Source organism: Bradyrhizobium lablabi, from assembly GCF_018131005.1.
GTDB lineage: Bacteria > Pseudomonadota > Alphaproteobacteria > Rhizobiales > Xanthobacteraceae > Bradyrhizobium > Bradyrhizobium lablabi_D.
Genome location: NZ_JAFCJK010000010.1, coordinates 182,379 through 199,157 on the forward strand (window position 1 = coordinate 182,379; position 16,779 = coordinate 199,157).

Genomic DNA, 16,779 nt, shown 5'->3' on the forward strand with positions numbered 1-16,779 from the left:
ATATTCGGCTGAGGTCTCTGACGCGTTATATAGCCGATTTTACAGCGGTGCCGTTGAACCGTAAAGCCGAGCCGCCGTTGATAGAGACAGCATGCGTGAAGGTCTCCCATGCACCTGCGTGCATGCTGCGCGCCACGTGTTAGGCTAGTGATGATCGGCCCTAATCTGTCTGGAGAGAGACGATGCCCCATCCCGCGATGTCGCCAAATCATGTTGCCGTGATCAGCGGAGGGGCGTCCGGCATCGGACTGGCCGCCGCGCTGCGGTTCGCGAAGGCCGGCATGAAGGTCTGCATCGCAGACATCGGCGCCGACAGGCTGAGGGAGGCTGAGACAAAACTATCATCCGTCGCGCCCGGCGGTCCGGCCGACATCATGACGGCCGCAGTCGATGTCAGCCGCGCCGACGAGGTTGCGGGACTCGAGGCCGCCGTGGCACAGCGATTCGGCGGCACGGATATCCTGATGAACAATGCCGGCATCGGGCCCGGCAGCACAATGTTCGGGCCATCCGACAACTGGCAGCGCATCCTCGCCGTCAATCTGTGGGGCGTGATCAACGGCACGCAGGCGTTCGCGCCCAACATGATCGCGCGCGGGCGGCCGGGACTGATCATCAGCACCGGATCCAAGCAGGGCATCACCACGCCGCCCGGCGATCCCGCCTACAACGTCTCCAAGGCCGGCGTGAAATCCTTCACCGAAGCGCTGCAGCACGAGTTGCGCAACACCGCTGGCTGCAGGATATCAGCGCATCTCCTGATCCCCGGCTTCGTCTTTACCGGCCTCACCGCGCGCGGCCGCACCGAGAAGCCGGCAGGCGCCTGGACGGCGGAACAGACTGTCGACTTCATGATCGAGCGCCTCGATGCCGGCGATTTCTACATCCTGTGCCCCGACAACGACGTGCCGCGCACGCTCGACGAGCGCCGCATCCTCTGGGCCGCCGGCGATATCGTCGAGAACCGTCCGGCGCTGTCGCGCTGGCACCCCGACTACGCCGTCGCGTTCGCGGCGTTCGTGAAGCAGACGTAGACGCTCCAGTGCGCAGGGTGGGTTAGCCGGCTACGTCGGCGCTGACTCAACGCGCGAGAACCTCCGGCGTAACCGACCATCTTTGGTGGGTGAGAAAACTGGTGGGTTGCGCTTCGCCAATCCACCCTACGAAACCTTCTAATTCGCGCGCACCCGCCCCTGCGTCGCAGGTTGCGCCACCAAGGCTTCGCCCAGTTCGCTCTGCTGCGTGCGCGGTATCGAAAAGCAGACGCTGAATCCGTCGGTGGTCGTCAGCGTCATCATGCCCTGGGCCGGATCGGTGGATTGCTCGATCATCCAGGAATCCAACGGATAGGCGTAGCGCAACGACCGGTCGCCGAAGCGGGTCTGCAACGCCTTGCTGATCAGCCCGGGCAGGGTCATGACCAGCGCGCCCACCTGGTTGACCGACAGGCGGATCGTCGCGGGCTCTCCGTTGGAATCCACGAAACCCAGCGAGATGGCGCGACCGTCGGGCGCTACCTCACAGGTGGTGAGCTCCTGAGTTTCGATCTTCATGTCGGCACTCCGATCATTTCTTCGTTATAGTCTAAAGAATATATCGATATCCCACTCGCCGTCCAGCCGTTATTGGCCGTGGCCCACTCGCCGCAATTCGTGATATATGATTGGATATAGCGAGGCCGTGAAGGCCCGTTGACCCAGGGAGAGCAAAGCATATGAGCGATTACAATCTTCTCATTGACGGCAAGATGGTGCCCGGCGATCAGACCATGCCCGTCCTCAACCCGGCGACCGAGGAGGTGCTGGCGCAGTGCCCGCGCGCCTCAAAGAAACAGCTCGACAAGGCCGTCGCCGCCGCGAAGTCCGCCTACCCGGCCTGGTCGGGCACGCCGATCGAGGAACGTCGCAAGCTCGTAGTCAGGATGGCGGATGCGATCGAAGCCAATGCCAACGATCTCGCTCGCCTGCTGACCAGCGAGCAGGGCAAGCCGCTCGCGGACGCGACCGCCGAGGTCATGGGCATGGCCGGCTTCTTCCGCTATCTCGGGTCGCTCGAACTGCCGATGCGTGTGATCGAGAATTCCGGCGACCGCAAGGTCGAGGCCTATCGCCGCCCGCTTGGCGTGGTCGGCGCCATCATCCCCTGGAACTATCCGCTGCTGATCCTCAGCTTCAAACTGCCGTCGGCGCTGCTCGCCGGCAACACGCTGGTTGTCAAGCCTGCACCGACCACGCCGCTGTCGACGCTGCGCTTTGCCGAACTCGTCAAGGATATCCTGCCGAGGGGCGTGCTCAACGTCATCACCGACGCCAACGACCTTGGCGATCACATGACCAAGCATCCTGACATTCGCAAGATCTCCTTCACCGGCTCGTCCGCGACGGGACAGAAGGTGATGGCAAGTGCATCGCAGACACTGAAGCGGATCACGCTCGAGCTCGGCGGCAACGATGCCGGCATCGTGCTCGACGATGTCGATCCGAAGAAGGTCGCACCCGGCATCTTCGAAGGCGCTTTCCAGAATTCGGGCCAGGTCTGCCTCGCCATCAAGCGGCTCTACGTGCACGAGTCCGTCTATGACGAAATCTGCAACGAGCTGGTCGCGATCGCCAAGAACACCGTGGTCGACGATGGTTCCAAACAGGGCACCAAGCTCGGCCCGCTACAAAACAAGATGCAGTATGAAAAGGTGAAGGCCTTCCTCGACGACGCCCGCAAGAACGGCAATGTCATTGCCGGGGGCTCGGCGATGGACCGTCCCGGCTATTTCATCGAGCCGACGATCGTGCGCGATATCCAGGAGGGCTCGAAGCTGGTCGATGAGGAGCAGTTCGGCCCGGTGCTGCCGGTGATCAAATATTCCGACAAGGACGACGTGATCCGCCGCGCCAATGCGACGACCTATGGCCTCGGTGCGTCGGTCTGGTCGTCCGACATCGATCGCGCCCATGACGTTGCGACCAGGATCGAGGCCGGGACCGTCTGGATCAACAAGCACCTCGACATGGCGCCGCACATCCCGTTCGGCGGCGCCAAGCAGTCGGGCATCGGCACCGAATTCGCCGAGGAAGGCCTCGCCGAATTCACCCAGTTGCAGATCATCAATGGCCCCCCGGCCGCTTGATTCATGATCCGGCGATCGCGGCCGAGCGCCGCGGTCGCCGTCTCTCGACGGGAGGCGCACCATGTTCGACGCCCAGTGCGATTTTGCCGCTCTTGTCTATGACGACAACGATGATCCCGATGCTGTGTTGCGCGGTTTCGCCGATGATCTCAATGCGCGCGGTTTCCGCGCCGTCGGAATGGTGCAGGCTGGAGAATGCGACGACTCGAGTCTCTCGGCCGTCCTCATCCCTACCGGTGAAAAACTGCGGCTGGCGCAGGCGGCCGATTCCGCGGCGACCGGTTGCAAGCTCGACCTGGCGCGGCTTCAGGACGCGGGCGCTCGCGTCGCCGGTGCGCTGCAAGCAGGCGCCGACCTCCTCATCGTCAACCGCTTCGGAAAACGCGAGCGCAATGGCGAAGGCCTTGCGTTTCTGATTGAACGCGCGCTCGACGCCGACATTCCCGTGGTGATCGCGGTGTCACGCCACAATTTTGAGGCCTGGATCAGATTTGCCGGCGGGATGAGCGTGAAGCTCGCGTGCAGCCGCCGCGCACTCGAAGCATGGTGGAGCATTGTCTCGCTGCGGGGCGCGGCGCAGATCGCGCCAGACCACGTCACGGTCTGCGAAGCCCTCAAATAGGCTCTCAAAGCGTTTCCTGCTTATGGCCGCAGTCCTTGCAGGCGAATTTGACACGCGACTGGCCCTTCGCTGCCTGCACGCGGTTCGGTGCACCGCATTTGCCGCAGACGGCGTCGATCCGGGTCGTCCCCTGCTTGATGACGAGGTTCCGCCTTTCCATGGTCTCGCGGATCAGGCGCTCGGCCTCCTCGCGCATCGATTGCTTCGACATGGGTCCTTACCGATCGTTGTTGCGGGTGCGGTCTTATAGCGTTTTCGAGCGAAGTGGCCACCCGTGCGCGTAAAGAAAACGCGTCAAAACGAAAATCAGGAGCTTCGGTCCTGATTCAATCAGAACCGATTACCAATCCGAGAGGAGCCATGGCTGACCGCGCTTATGCGCGGCGATAAGGTGCATAGTGCGGTGTCCAGATCTTGGCGCGAATGCGCTGCTCGATCTGGTCGGTCGACACATCGGTGACGAGCCCTTCCTTGTGCGCCTGGAGTGCCACAGCGAGGGCGACCGTGACCGCCACCTCGCGTAATCCGCCGACAAGGGGCAGCAAATTGTGCTTCGGGTTGCTGCGCGCGGGCGAGGAACTGGCCAGTGCCTTTGCTGCGGCCATGAACATCCCGTCACTGACACGGTTGGCGCCGACCGCAAGCGCGCCGAGGCCGACACCCGGGAAGATGTAGGAATTGTTGGTCTGGTCGATCTTGAAAGGGGCTCCGTCGCGCGTGATCGGCGGGAACGGGCTGCCGACGCCGATCAGCGCCCGGCCTTCGGTCCAGGCCTCGATATCGGCCGGCGCCGCCTCCTCACGTGAGGTCGGATTCGACAGCGGGAAGATAATCGGCCGCTTGTTGCATTCGGCCATCGCGCGGACGATCGGTTCGGAGAACGCGCCGGCCTGACCGGAGACGCCGATCAACACGGTCGGGCGGGCGTTGCGCACGACGTCGAGCAGCGCGATCTTGTCGGGATGGCTGAGTTGCCAGCCTTCGATCGCCTGCTTCTGCTGGACAAAGGGGAGTTGAAACGGCGCAAGTCCGGCCATGCCGTCGATCAGCAGACCGTCACGGTCCACCATGAAGAAGCGTGACGCGGCCTCACTCTCCGGCAGGCCGGCATCGCGCATGGCGGCGCGGATCAGTCCGGCGATGCCGCACCCGGCCGAGCCGGCGCCGAGCACTGCTACGCGCTGCTCGCTGAGCGGCACACCGGTGACGTTGATGGCGGCGAGCAAGGTGCCGGTCGCTACGGCCGCCGTGCCCTGGATATCGTCATTGAAGGTGCAGAGCCTGTCGCGATAGCGCTCGAGCAGGCGCGTCGCATTGTTCTTCGCGAAATCCTCCCACTGCAGCAGGACACGCGGCCAACGCTTCACCACGGCCGAAACGAAGGCCTCGATGAAGTCGTCATATTCCTGGCCGCGCACGCGCTCGTGGCGCCAGCCGATATAGAGCGGATCGGCCAGGCAGTCGGGATTGTCGGTCCCGACATCGAGCAGGATCGGCAGGGTTGTGGCGGGATGCAGGCCGCCGCATCCCGTATAGAGTGCAAGCTTGCCAATCGGGATACCCATGCCGCCGGCGCCCTGGTCGCCCAGGCCGAGGATGCGCTCGCCATCGGTCACCACGATCGCCTCGACCGCGTCGAAGCGCGGCTGCCCAAGGATGCGATCAATCCGCGCCTTGTGCGGGATGCTGAGGAACAGCCCGCGCGGTTTCCGAAACAGGCGGCTGAACTGTTGGCAGCCGGCGCCCACCGTGGGCGTGTAGACGATCGGCAGCAGCTCTTCCAGGTTCGCGACCAGCAACGCGTAGAACAGGGTCTCATTGGTATCCTGCAGTTCGCGCAGGAAGGCGTAGCGCTCGAGATCGGTCTCGAAGCCGCGCAGTGCCTGGAGACGCCGCGATACCTGCTCGTCCAGCGTCGCGACATTGGGCGGCAGCAGGCCGTGAAGGTCGAACGCCTCGCGCTCGGTCTCGGAGAAGGCCGTTCCCTTGTTGAACTGCGGATCGGCCAGCAACTCGTAGCCGCTCAGCGCCGTGGTCACGAAAGCTGATGTCGCCTCTGTCATGACGGGACCCCTTCAATGCGGAATGCAACGGGATTGTAGCCTACCCGGATTTTTGTTTGAGCATGATCTTTTCGGACGACCGCTGAGGCATGCAATCAATTGCTCGCGCGTCAGCGCGGGCAAGACGGCGACGGAATTCAGCGCGCCCGGCTCCTGCGATTCGAACAGCGCGCGCATCCGTCATCAGGCCGATGGTGAGCACGCCCGCGACGGCAACGTCGACGAATGGGACGATCCGGGCTGCATCGATATCCCGCGTCAAAAAGCCGGCGGCCGCGATCGAGCTTGAGGCGCGTGATCTCCGAGGCGAACAGCGTACGCGCGATCATCGCCGCATCGTGCTCGGCCTCCAGATTGGCTTTCGCCTGCGCCGCCTCGCGGGCGGGTCCTGCCGGCCGCCCTCCAGCACCGCGGTCGCGCGGACCTCGATATGGGCGATACCGGTCTTCCAGTTCTCCCCCACCGCGGCGACGCCGCGGAAAGGCATCAAAACAGTTTTGAACATTTGGCTGCTCCCTGTTATGAGCATCGCTCATGAATCGGCAATACCATATCTTGATCATCGCTCAAGATATATTTGAGCGACGCTCACGATCACGCTTATTGGCGGGTGGAATTGGGAAAATTATGTCCAAGGCATTGGAAAGGCGTGCAAGAATGCGCGAGGCGCTGATTGAGGCGGCGGAGCGCGCGATAGCGGCAAGAGGCCTTTCGGGCCTGAAAACGCGCAAACTGGCGCAGGAAATCGGGGTCGCCAATGGCGGCGTTTACAATCTGGTCGAGGATGTCGACGAGTTGATCCTGCGCGTCGGCTCGCGCACGCTGGCGCGGCTCGACGCCTCGCTCTCGCTTGCCGAGATCAGCGGCCCGGCAACGCCGCGCGAGATGCTGGCGCGGATCGCTGTCGCCTATTGCGATTTCGCAGCCGACAATCTCGAACTGTGGCGCGCCCTGTTCGAACACCGCATGCAGCCTGGCAAGCCGGTGCCGGAATGGGCTGTAACCGAGCAGATGGACCTGTTCCGCCACATCTACAAGCCGCTCGCCGTCCTCTTCCCGCAACGCTCGGCCACCCAGCTCGGCGTCACCGCGCGCAGCCTGTTCTCCGCCGTGCACGGCATGGTCGCGCTCGGGCTCGAACAGAAGCTGATCGCCGTCCCGCTCAACGCGCTGCGCCAAGAGATCGCGACACTGACGCGCGCGATGATCGACGGGCTGACGGCGAAGCGCGATTAGGGCGCGCGTTCGCTACCAATTGACCCGGAGTCCGACCTTTCCATCATAAGCAAAGCCGCCGCCATCGAACCGGCTCTGATATGACGCATTGGCATATAGCGTCGTTGTCGACGTCAGCTGGCCGCTGATGCCGGCATTGATCTCTCCCCACAGGCCGCCGAGATCGGCATGAAAGGGAACGAAGCCGGTTTCCGAGGAGAACAACGTCGTCGGGTTCCCCAGGAATTCGTTCCAAAGATTTGGACGTATCCAGGCCGTGATCGTGCGCGGACTATCGTCGATCGCCCAAGTCCGACCAAACCGGGCACCGATCCGGGTAGCCAATGAATTCACGTCCGTAAAGCGGATCCGTGCCGCGATGTCGCTCGCATCATCGACATGGATGTTCTGATAGACCAGTTGCGCTTGCGGCTCGATGAAATATCCGCCCGCGAACTTGAAAGGGTATCCGCCCTCGATCGAGGCAGCACCCCCTTGAGCGCCGGTCTTGAGTGCCGGAATGCCACGATCTCCCGAACTGCGCATGTCGTAGAGTGTGCCTTGCAGGACCGAGTCGATGTACCAGCCTGTCGGGCCGAAATGCGTCCAGTAGCCGCCGAGCGTGTAGGCCGCAAAATTGCTGTCGCCTATCTGGCCATCGAAATGGGCGACCCGCCCCTGGGCGCCACCAATCGCGAAATAGGCCCCGCCCTGATCGCGCGAGCCGTCGGGATGGTCGTATCGAAAGAAATCCATTCCGGCCTGGAGTGCCAGGAAATTATACGAAAAGTGCGGGCCGGCCGAGCCGCCGAGCACACCAACACTGTCGCCCTCGTGCACGCCGTTGAGCCCGATCACGCGGCCCCAACCAACCCTTGCGTGTTCGGGATCGGCGCGAAAGCGCGCGTCTTCCTCCTCGCCGACGCGCTCATGCAGCGTGTCCAGCAGACTGCGACCGTACAATAGCGACATCGACGGCAGAGCCGCGTAAAGCGAGGTCTCCTCCCTGAAGTTTGGGATGATGTTGCCGCCGCCTCCACCTTCGCCGCCTCCTCCACCACCTCCACCTCCACCACCTCCTCCTCCGCCTCCGCTGCCGCCACCACCGCCGCCGCCACCTCCACCTCCACCTCCGCCTCCACAGATGCGCAGGCTGGGATGGGCGGCGCAGTCGAGGGCGGAGCGCAAATACCAGGCCTGAGGGTTGCTGGCGTCAACGCTCGAGCGGAACAGGCCGTATTCGTAGGGGCCTGCCAGCACCGGCCGAGCCAGCGCGAACGCTCCCGTCTCCGTAATGGCGCCGCTGATCGCATCGACGACCAGGATGCCGTTCCCCGTCGTGAGCGCGCCGGCGCCGGTGGTATTGGCAATCCTCAAGAAGGAGTTGCCGCTTGCCGTGCCTCCGTTGATGACGAGCCTGTCCGAGGGTGAGCCGTCTGCGCCGAGAAACGTGTTGAGCCCGATCGTGCCACTTTGGCCCACATAGTTCACCGCCGTCAGCGTCTTGTAACTCGACAGCAGGGTGGGATCCCCGACAGGCGGCGTGAACTGGATTTCGCTCGACACGTTGGTCAGGTTGGTGACGTTTGAGTTGCCCGTCATTGTCCAAAGCGAGCCATTTTGCAGCGTGACGTTGGACGTGCTGCCGGCGTCGGTGAGTGCAACGCCCTGCAGGATCGAGCCATCGGACGTGAGGTTGAGCGTGGCGCCACCGCTGACATTCAGCCATTCGCCGTTGTTCACGACCGCCTCCACGCCGTTTAAGGTCACATTGCTGGTGCCGCCGGGGGCGGCGATCGAAGCACCGTTCGGGCTGGTCAGGATGGATACGGTCGCAGTCGCGTTGCCGCCGCTCACATTGAGCGCATTTGAGCCGGCGCCAGTGGCGGTCAAATCCGCCGTCACGTCCAGCGTGCCGCCGCCCGTCACTGCGGCGGCGTGAGCGGTCGAACCCGACGTGGTTACAACGCCGCCGATCGCACTCATCGACGAATTTGTTCCGGTTGCGAGCAAGCCGGTCGCCGAAGCGCCGGATGTCTTGACGGTCGCGTTCATGAGCCCGACGTGCCCCGCACTGTCGGCCTGCGCACCAACAGCGTTGTCGCCGCTGGTACTGACCGCGGTCCCGTTGGCTGCAACGGAACTGCCGGTCCCGGTCGCCTGGAGCCCGATAGCGGAGGTGCCGCCGGTGCTGACGCTGCCTCCGTTCAGTGTAATCGTGCCGGACGACGCGGCTTGCGCCCCGCGGCCGCCGCTGCTGCTCGGAACGGTAACAGCCAAGTCGGTCGCAGTGATCGAGCTCCCGGCGCCGCTCGCCTGCAGCCCGATTTCGCCGCCGCCGCTGCCGATTGCGGCAACACTGCCTCCTGTTAACGAAATGGCGCCACCGCTAAGCGCCTTCGCGCCAACGTCCCCGCCGCCGCCGGAGGTAGTGACCGCAACATCGTTTGCCGTGATGCTGCTTCCGGCCGATTGCGCCAAGAGACCGGTCTCCCCGCCGCCATTGCCCGTAACGCTGACGGTTCCCCCGCTCAGCGTTACGGTACCGCTCGTGTCCGCCCGCGCGCCGACATCGTTACCTCCGCCGCCGGGCATCGAGATCGTCGTGCCCAGCGACATAATCTGGCTGCCGGCGCCGGTTGCCCAAAGCGCCGTGTTGCCGCCGCCGCCAGCGGCGTAGCTGATCGAATTGCCGCTCGTGAGATTGATAGTGGCGCCATTCGTCGCCCTCGCGGCCACGTTGTTACCGGCGCTGTTGAGATTGACGGCAAGGCCCGTCGCGCTGATCTGGGAGCCTGCCCCGTTGGCAAGCAGCGCAGTTCCGCCGCCCCCGAAAGCCGGGTTGATGGCCGACCCTGACTGAAAGATGATCTGGCCGCCGCTTTGCGCTGATGCGGCCGTACTCCAATTGCCGTTGATGCTCGATCCGGCACTGAAGATGATGGTGCCGGTGGTATCGGCCAGACCGCCGATGCTGCCACCGTTGAAGGGATTGATGTTGACGTTGTTGGTGGTGATCTGTGCGCTGGTGCTTGCGTGAACAGCGGGAGACCCCGTGAGCGTGGTATTCTGATTGATTGAACAAGTTCCACTTGTGAGTGTGACCGTCGAATTTGCCGCAACCGTGCAGGATTGAGCCTCGGCCGTATCAACGATGGCACCCGACGCAATTACAGCCAACGCCGCAAGACTCAACTGGCTCGGCTTCGGAACGCCCCGTGACCTGAGATTGCCCGGCTCCGAACGTTGCGTCCGCGGGACAGCAGGCAGTTTTCGCAAAACGCGCAAAACGCCCTTTGATGATGCCTTTTTCTCGCTATTGTCCGAGCGAAAGCGTTCGCACTTCATTGCGCGCAACCCCCTTTCGTAGGCGTCAGCCGTCTACAACTAAAAATTGAAAGAAGTGGGTCGCGCTATCCCGCCGCAAAACGCGCAAAAATTGTTGCAATCTCAAATCGCAAATCGTTGACACAACAGTGTTGTGACAGATCGCCACGATTGTGGCAGTCGCGAATGTTTTGCAATTTGCTGCACGGGCTGTTGTCTTTGAGTCACACAAAGAACGATGCGTTGTGATTTCCGCTGGGGTTCCCATTCATTGCGCGTGTTCGGACGATCGATCGGATGAACCGAATGCGGCCGGTGCTCGATTGGCATAGCACCGGCAGCGCTGCCGCCACCGGCAACAGTGCCGCTACCGGTCGCCGACCTCTTGAACGGAACTCAATAACGATCCGAAGGTGAAGGATGTTCGCAGCACTTTCCGCTGGAACCGGCGCGCGCGGCCTAAGGGATCGCCAATCTGGCTGAAGAGTGCGCAGGTGCTCGGATTGGAGCCGGCCTAACGTGGAAAACGACTGAGGCCGCACACGGAGACAGGTTTGGCACCCCCAAAGCTTTTCCTAAACCGGGAGACGCCACGCCGCGTTCTTTCTGCGCTGAAGCCGATTCGGCTCAAAGGCCACTGTCTTCCCGCGGAGAGTAGATCGAATAGTCGCTCTCGCCCAGCGGCGGTCCGGTTAGCTGAGTACCGTAGGGCGCAACAATGGCCACAATCTTGTCGACATCATTGACACCTGCACACGCTCTGAACATCGCGTCGATACTGCCCGGCGAAAACACCACCAGCATGTGCAGGGGCGTATCCGCTGGATTGCGCCAGGCATGAGGTTCGCCCCTTTTTGCGGTGGCGCATGAACCGGCGGCTACATGCCATCTCCGGTTGCCAACGGCGAGGTCGAGAGTGCCCCCCAGTACGATAAAGTGCTCTTCTTCGTTGCCGTGAATATGAAGTGGCACGCCGTTGTTATGATGGGCGACAAACTCCATGACCGAATAGGCTCCCTTCGTCTGCGCTGAGGAGACACTGATCCTGAACCGTTCACCCGGCGTGAGTTGCAGCCATTCATCATTGGCTTGATCGCGGGCGGCGCTGCTCTCAATTGCCTTGTTGGTTGTCATATTGCTCTCGACCCAAGCTGGGTTTGGCAAACTATTTCGACGCAACCGCGCGCTGGCCGGTCGGCAGGGGAATGGCGGAACAAAAGACGTTGTCGGGATCGTAGAGTTGTTTGATCCTGACCAACCGTTCGATGTTGGGACCATAGCCTTCAGCAGCTCGGTCCATATCGTCGCCCCCCAGCAAGCTCGGATATCCGCCGGGAAGTGCCAGCGTGTCGAAGGCCCGCCGCGTGTCGCGGACCCACTGCTGGTGCCGGCGCTCTTCCGATAGATCCGATCGGTCGGACCACGAAGCGATGATTTCGATCATCACGTGGTCACGGCGAAGCCCGAATGCCGTCGCCTTGACCGGTACTCGGGTGGCTGCGCCCCTGAACTCGTGGGTAATGATTTTACATCCGGCCGACTCGGCCCTCGCCATGGCCTCGACAAGGACGTCTATCCCAGCCTCGTCGAGCGCCGGAAGCGAACACGTATCCACGAATGCCCGCTGCCCGTTCACGATATGCGCGTCGAGCACCGATATCGATGTACCGTAGCGAACCGTGCCCACCGTGTTGCTGAGCAACGTACCGAGTTCAAGCAAGGGTGCGATATGGCTGCCGCCCTGATCCTGAACGCCGCACCATGTTGGCATCAGCAGGATCATCGGCGTGCCGTCCGGACGGACAACGGCGCTGACCTGAACTGTCAACTCGTCGGGCATGGAACGCGTCGCGTCGGCGAGGCGCTGCAGAACCGTTTTGGCTTCCGAAAACGGATAAACAAGCGTGCCGAAGACGACGTTCGGTATCTCGTGCAAACGAATGCGCATTGTGGTCACGACGCCGAAGTTTCCGCCGCCACCACGCAATGCCCAGAATAAATCCTCTTCGCGGCCGCGTTCGGCGGTAACGATGCGCCCATCCGCCAGCACCACATCGGCGGCGAGGAGATTGTCGAGCGCAAGGCCGCAACGGCCAATGAGTGGTCCGTATCCGCCGCCCAAGGTGAGGCCGGCCATTCCGACCGTGCTACACGTGCCGGTCACGGCGGCCAAACCAAGCGGATCGGTTGTCGCTACGACGTCCGAAGCGCGTGCACTTCCCGAGATGCGCGCACTGCGACGGTCCGCGCTGACGACCACGTCCCTCATCTCGCTGAGGTCCAGCACGAGTCCGTCGCAGAGTGCGCGGCCGGTCCAGTCGTGTCCGCCGCCACGTACCGACAACGAAAGCCCGGCGGAACGCGCGGCTGCGATCGCGAGTTGAATGTCTTGGGGCGCTTGGCAGTGAACAACCATGCGCGGCATGGGGCCGACCGGCTTTGCCCAGATAGCCGTTGCTGCGCTGTACCGGTCGTCGCCCGGCCTTGAGACGCGGCCACGAAGTTGGCCGTTCAGTACACCCAGTGTGTCTTCGATCAAATCAGTCATTGTTTTCCGGTCTCCGCGACCTGAAGCGCGATCAGATTAGGTTGAATCGTCATCGCGCTTTAGGTCCTTGTTTGAGCGTGATCTCCGCGCAAACGCTGCGCGTTTGTCGCGAGAAAAACCGCGACACACTTTTCCGGATCATGCTCTAGCCTCGTTGAATGGGAATCCGTTGTTGCGCGGCCGCCCGAGATCTGCCGAAGAAGGCACCATCGGCCGCGGCGATTGCTCGGCTTGGCTCCGTACCATTTGTCTCCGCGCCCGAGTGACCGCGTCGTGCGATCAGGTCGACGAGCTGGATGACGTGCATGGCGTCAAAGCCACCACCGAGCTTGTGCAGATCGCGAAGAGCGCGAGCTTGGCGCGCAAACGATTGGACCAGCGCACGGCCATCGGCGAGGCGCCGCCGGATCGTCCGGGATGTCGGGGCGCCAGCAAGCAAAAGAGCTGCAAAATCGGCGGCCCGAGCCGGCAAGCAGGACTGATGTTCAGGCAATAGAAGACCTCCGCTAATCGATGCGAAGAATCTGCCTTGCCTGCTACGATATTATCTCAACTGCGCAAAATGCGGTTACAGCCGTAGTGCGGGTCGCCGCACTCTTGTCGTCTTTGGGAACGGTTCAGCACAGCATTTCGCCAAACGGAGTCGCACTGCCAGACATCGGCTGGTGTCGGCACTATCTTGCCAGCCTGAACTTTCCTCCCTCCACCTTGATGAGAAAGGCGGAGCGCTCGTCATAGCCGTTATGATCGGTGGAGCTCATCGTGGAGAGGCCGTTGTTCAGATAGACGTCCTTGCCTTGCTCCAGCTCGTCGCGCAGCGCGGCTCGGAATTCCGGCGTGCCGGGCTTGGCGGCCTTCAGCGCGTTCGGCGCCGCTTTCTTGAACAGTGCGATGGCATCCCACAAATGCGCGGCGAAGATGTTCGGCTTCTGCCCGTTCACCTTTTCGTAGGCTGAGACGAGTTCCTCGCGCACCTTCCGGAATGGATCGTTCGGCGGGAGATCGTCGGCGATGGTGAAGGCCTCCCCGGTGAACACGGCGCCTTCGACATTGGCGCCACCGAGCTTGATGAATTCTTCCGATGCGACACCGTGGGTCTGGAAGATCTTGCCTGAATAACCACGTTCGCGAAGCGCCTCCTGCGGCAACACGGCAGGCGTGCCCGCGGAGGCGATAAACACCGCCTCCGGGTTGGTCCCTAGCACCTTGAGGGCCTGACCGGTGACGCTGGTGTCGGCGCGCGCGTAGACTTCGTGCGTTGTGACGGTCAGGCCCAGGGTCGGTGCGAGCCGGGAGATTTCCTTGTAATAGCCCTCGCCATATCCATCCGATACGCCGATGTAGCCGAGAGTCTTGATCCCGGATTTCGCGATGTGCTTGAGGATCGCTCCTGCCATCAGATCGTCGTTGGGAACCACCTTGAACGCCCATCGGCGGCGGTCGTCCATCGGCCGCACGATTGCCGTCGCCGCGGCGAGCGAAATGATCGGTGTTTTGGATTCCGCGGCGACGTCCAGCATCGGCATCGTCACCGGAGTGAGCGATGAGCCAATCAGAATGTCCACGCCGTCCTGGATCACCAGGCGTCGGGCGTTTTGAGTACCCTTGGTAGGGTCCGACTCGTCGTCGAGGGCCACGTAGACGATCTTTTGGCCCCCGATTTCCTGCGGAAGCGCAGCAACCGCTCGCATCTGGGGTTGACCGAGCGCCGAGCCCGGTCCGGAAGCGGACACGACGATGCCGACCTTGATGTCCGCATTGGCGTTCGGGGCTACGAGCATCGCGGTCGCGAACATCCAAAGTCCGGCAAGAGCCAGCTTCATCGCAAATCCTCCCGGGCAGTTCTTTGTTGTGTGACGCGCGGCAGAAAATAGCCGCCACGTCAGCTTCGCATAGCCGATTCCGTGGAACACGTCTGTCCCTCGGATCAGGGACCTGGCCGGCTTTCGAATCGATCAGCGCATGACGAAAGGATTGGCCGGCACATCCTGCGCAGTCGAAATCCAGACGCTCTTGGTTTCCAGATATTCGTAGACCGCGTCGATGCCGCTCTCGCGCCCCACACCCGAATGCTTCATGCCGCCGAACGGCATCATGTAACTGATGGCCCGATAAGTGTTCACCCACACGGTTCCGGCGCGCAGCTGCTTCGGAACGCGCACGGCGCGCGCTAGATCGCGGGTCCAGATGCCCGCGGCAAGGCCGTAAATCGTGTCGTTGGCGATACGAATTGCATCTTCCTCAGTGTCGAAGCTGATGATCGAGAGAACCGGCCCGAATACCTCCTCGCGCGCGATCCGCATGGTGTTATCGACGTCGGTGAAGATGGTCGGCTCGACGAACTGGCCGCCGATGATGCCTTTGCCGGACGCCGGCTTTCCGCCGAGCAAGCAGCGCGCTCCCTCCGCTTTCGCAACGTCGATATAATCGAGCACCTTCTTGTACTGCGCGGGCGTGGTGATCGGGCCGATATTGGTGTCCGGCTGCATCGGATCGCCGATCCTGGCGGACCGCGCGAGCTCCAAAAGTCGAGCCACGAACTTGTCCTTGATCGAGCTCTGCACAAGCAGGCGCGATCCGGCGATGCACGTCTGGCCCGTCGCGGCGAAGATGCCGGAAACAGCGCCGGCCGCGGCAGCGCCCAGATCGGCATCCTCGAAGACGATGTTGGGGGACTTTCCGCCCAGCTCGAGCGACACCCGCTTCAGGCTGCGCGCGGCGGTCTCGTAGACCTTCGCGCCCGTGGCATCCGACCCCGTAAAGGTGATCTTGGCGACGCCGGGATGCGAGATCAACTCGCTGCCGATCTCGGGCCCGAACCCCGTGACCACGTTGAAGATGCCATCGGGAATCCCGGCCTCCTTGGTCAAGGCAGCGAACTCCAGCGTGCTGGCAGAAGTGAATTCCGACGGCTTGACGACGACGGCACAGCCGGCGGCGAGCGCCGCGGCGCATTTCCAGGCGACGAACAGCAGCGGCGAATTCCAGGCAGTGAGCGCCGCGACGACGCCGACAGGCTCATGCGTCGTGTAGGCAAAGGTCTCGGCCTTGTCGATCGGCACAAGCCCGCCTTCCAGCTTGTCGACGAGCCCGCCGTAGTACCACCACCACTCTGGATGGTACCGGAGCTGGCCCAGCATCTCAGCCATGAGCTTGCCGTTGTCGCGCACCTCGATCTCGGCGAGACGCTCTGCGTTCGCGGCGACGAGATCGCCGAGCTTGCGCATCACCTTGCCGCGCGCCGACGCCGTCATTTTCGACCAGGGACCACGCCACATCGCTTCATTGGCCGCCTTCACGGCCCTGTCGGCATCGGCTTTGGAGCCGCGCGGAATCTTCGCCCAGGGCTCACCGCGATAGGGGTCGATCGAATCGAACCACTCGCCGTTGGCGGGGTCGACGTATTGGCCGCCAATGTAAAGCTGATAAGTCTTCACGATACCCTCCACGCCTTACACTTCGACAATCACGTAATTGTCCTCGACATGCACCGGAAATGTCTCCGCCACGTACGGCCCCTTTTGCAGCTCCGCGCCGCTCTCGACCGCGACCGGGTAGGAGCGGATCTTGAAGCGCTTCGGATCGAACCAGGACTGGCCGTTGCGAATGTCGAATTCCCAGCCGTGCCATGGACAACGCAGCATTTCGCCGATGCGTTCGCGGTGGTAGACACCGGGCTCCGGCGAGGTCAGGCGCGCGACGCAGGCCGCCTTCTCGAGCGGAGCGCCCTCATGCGGGCAGCGATTGAGCAGCGCGAAGAATTCGCCGTTGACGTGGAACACGACAATGTCGCGCCCCTCGACGCCGACGACCTTGTTGCCCCCCGAAGGGATATCGCTGGTGCACGCGACGATGTGACGGGCCATTGTATTCCTTGTAG

Annotated in this window: 15 protein-coding genes; 5 read left to right on the plus strand and 10 right to left on the minus strand. The window is 62.8% G+C overall.

The genetic code is table 11. From position 1 onward, the window contains the following. Window positions 1-182 precede the first annotated feature (182 nt). Window positions 183-1,034 carry an SDR family oxidoreductase gene (locus JQ553_RS27350; protein WP_212503146.1) on the plus strand — a complete coding sequence of 284 codons (852 nt, stop codon included), beginning with the start codon at window positions 183-185 and terminating at the stop codon, window positions 1,032-1,034. Between the two features lie 138 nt (window positions 1,035-1,172). On the opposite strand, the gene JQ553_RS27355 is transcribed toward JQ553_RS27350, so the two are convergent. Further along, a complete protein-coding gene (locus JQ553_RS27355; protein WP_212503147.1) occupies window positions 1,173-1,553 on the minus strand; it encodes a hypothetical protein in 381 nt (126 codons plus the stop codon). 161 nt (window positions 1,554-1,714) lie between these two features. On the opposite strand from JQ553_RS27355, the gene JQ553_RS27360 reads away from it, so the two are divergent. Together JQ553_RS27360 and JQ553_RS27365 are read left to right on the plus strand one after the other, a co-directional pair. Then, on the plus strand, window positions 1,715-3,124 hold the full coding sequence (locus JQ553_RS27360; protein ID WP_212503148.1) for an aldehyde dehydrogenase family protein: 1,410 nt from the start codon (window positions 1,715-1,717) through the stop codon (window positions 3,122-3,124). Window positions 3,125-3,185: 61 nt separating this feature from the next. Continuing rightward, window positions 3,186-3,746: a DUF2478 domain-containing protein gene (locus JQ553_RS27365; protein ID WP_212503149.1), complete on the plus strand. Its 561-nt coding sequence runs from the start codon at window positions 3,186-3,188 to the stop codon at window positions 3,744-3,746. A 4-nt stretch (window positions 3,747-3,750) separates the two neighbouring features. Here the strand turns inward: JQ553_RS27365 and JQ553_RS27370 are convergent, their stop codons facing one another. The 3 genes from JQ553_RS27370 to JQ553_RS27380 all read right to left on the minus strand — a co-directional run bounded on the left by JQ553_RS27370 (window position 3,751) and on the right by JQ553_RS27380 (window position 6,314). After that, window positions 3,751-3,957: a hypothetical protein gene (locus JQ553_RS27370; protein WP_212503150.1), complete on the minus strand. Its 207-nt coding sequence runs from the start codon at window positions 3,955-3,957 to the stop codon at window positions 3,751-3,753. A gap of 163 nt (window positions 3,958-4,120) precedes the next feature. Beyond that, the gene (locus tag JQ553_RS27375) at window positions 4,121-5,809 is read right to left on the minus strand and encodes an NAD-dependent malic enzyme (RefSeq protein ID WP_212503151.1); all 1,689 of its coding nucleotides are present in this window, start codon (window positions 5,807-5,809) and stop codon (window positions 4,121-4,123) included. 325 nt (window positions 5,810-6,134) lie between these two features. Continuing rightward, window positions 6,135-6,314 carry a hypothetical protein gene (locus JQ553_RS27380; RefSeq protein WP_212503152.1) on the minus strand — a complete coding sequence of 60 codons (180 nt, stop codon included), beginning with the start codon at window positions 6,312-6,314 and terminating at the stop codon, window positions 6,135-6,137. A 122-nt stretch (window positions 6,315-6,436) separates the two neighbouring features. On the opposite strand from JQ553_RS27380, the gene JQ553_RS27385 reads away from it, so the two are divergent. After that, window positions 6,437-7,045, plus strand: a complete 609-nt coding sequence (locus JQ553_RS27385) for a TetR/AcrR family transcriptional regulator (RefSeq protein ID WP_212503153.1) — start codon at window positions 6,437-6,439, stop codon at window positions 7,043-7,045. A gap of 12 nt (window positions 7,046-7,057) precedes the next feature. Here JQ553_RS27385 and JQ553_RS27390 read toward each other — a convergent pair whose 3' ends face one another. The 3 genes from JQ553_RS27390 to JQ553_RS27400 form a co-directional block, all read right to left on the minus strand. Further along, window positions 7,058-10,204, minus strand: a complete 3,147-nt coding sequence (locus JQ553_RS27390; protein WP_212503154.1) for an autotransporter outer membrane beta-barrel domain-containing protein — start codon at window positions 10,202-10,204, stop codon at window positions 7,058-7,060. A 774-nt stretch (window positions 10,205-10,978) separates the two neighbouring features. Further along, on the minus strand, window positions 10,979-11,485 hold the full coding sequence (locus JQ553_RS27395; RefSeq protein ID WP_212503155.1) for a cupin domain-containing protein: 507 nt from the start codon (window positions 11,483-11,485) through the stop codon (window positions 10,979-10,981). Window positions 11,486-11,516: 31 nt separating this feature from the next. Further along, window positions 11,517-12,899 carry an FAD-binding oxidoreductase gene (locus tag JQ553_RS27400; protein ID WP_212503156.1) on the minus strand — a complete coding sequence of 461 codons (1,383 nt, stop codon included), beginning with the start codon at window positions 12,897-12,899 and terminating at the stop codon, window positions 11,517-11,519. Between the two features lie 172 nt (window positions 12,900-13,071). Here JQ553_RS27400 and JQ553_RS27405 point away from each other — a divergent pair, with 172 nt between their 5' ends. Beyond that, complete coding sequence (locus JQ553_RS27405; protein ID WP_212503157.1) at window positions 13,072-13,395, plus strand: hypothetical protein; 324 nt, start codon at window positions 13,072-13,074, stop codon at window positions 13,393-13,395. A 178-nt stretch (window positions 13,396-13,573) separates the two neighbouring features. On the opposite strand, the gene JQ553_RS27410 is transcribed toward JQ553_RS27405, so the two are convergent. The 3 genes from JQ553_RS27410 to JQ553_RS27420 all read right to left on the minus strand — a co-directional run bounded on the left by JQ553_RS27410 (window position 13,574) and on the right by JQ553_RS27420 (window position 16,765). After that, on the minus strand, window positions 13,574-14,722 hold the full coding sequence (locus JQ553_RS27410) for an ABC transporter substrate-binding protein (RefSeq protein WP_212503158.1): 1,149 nt from the start codon (window positions 14,720-14,722) through the stop codon (window positions 13,574-13,576). A 132-nt stretch (window positions 14,723-14,854) separates the two neighbouring features. Then, a complete protein-coding gene (locus JQ553_RS27415; RefSeq protein ID WP_212503159.1) occupies window positions 14,855-16,336 on the minus strand; it encodes an aldehyde dehydrogenase in 1,482 nt (493 codons plus the stop codon). A gap of 15 nt (window positions 16,337-16,351) precedes the next feature. Then, complete coding sequence (locus JQ553_RS27420; RefSeq protein ID WP_212503160.1) at window positions 16,352-16,765, minus strand: Rieske (2Fe-2S) protein; 414 nt, start codon at window positions 16,763-16,765, stop codon at window positions 16,352-16,354. Window positions 16,766-16,779 lie beyond the last annotated feature (14 nt).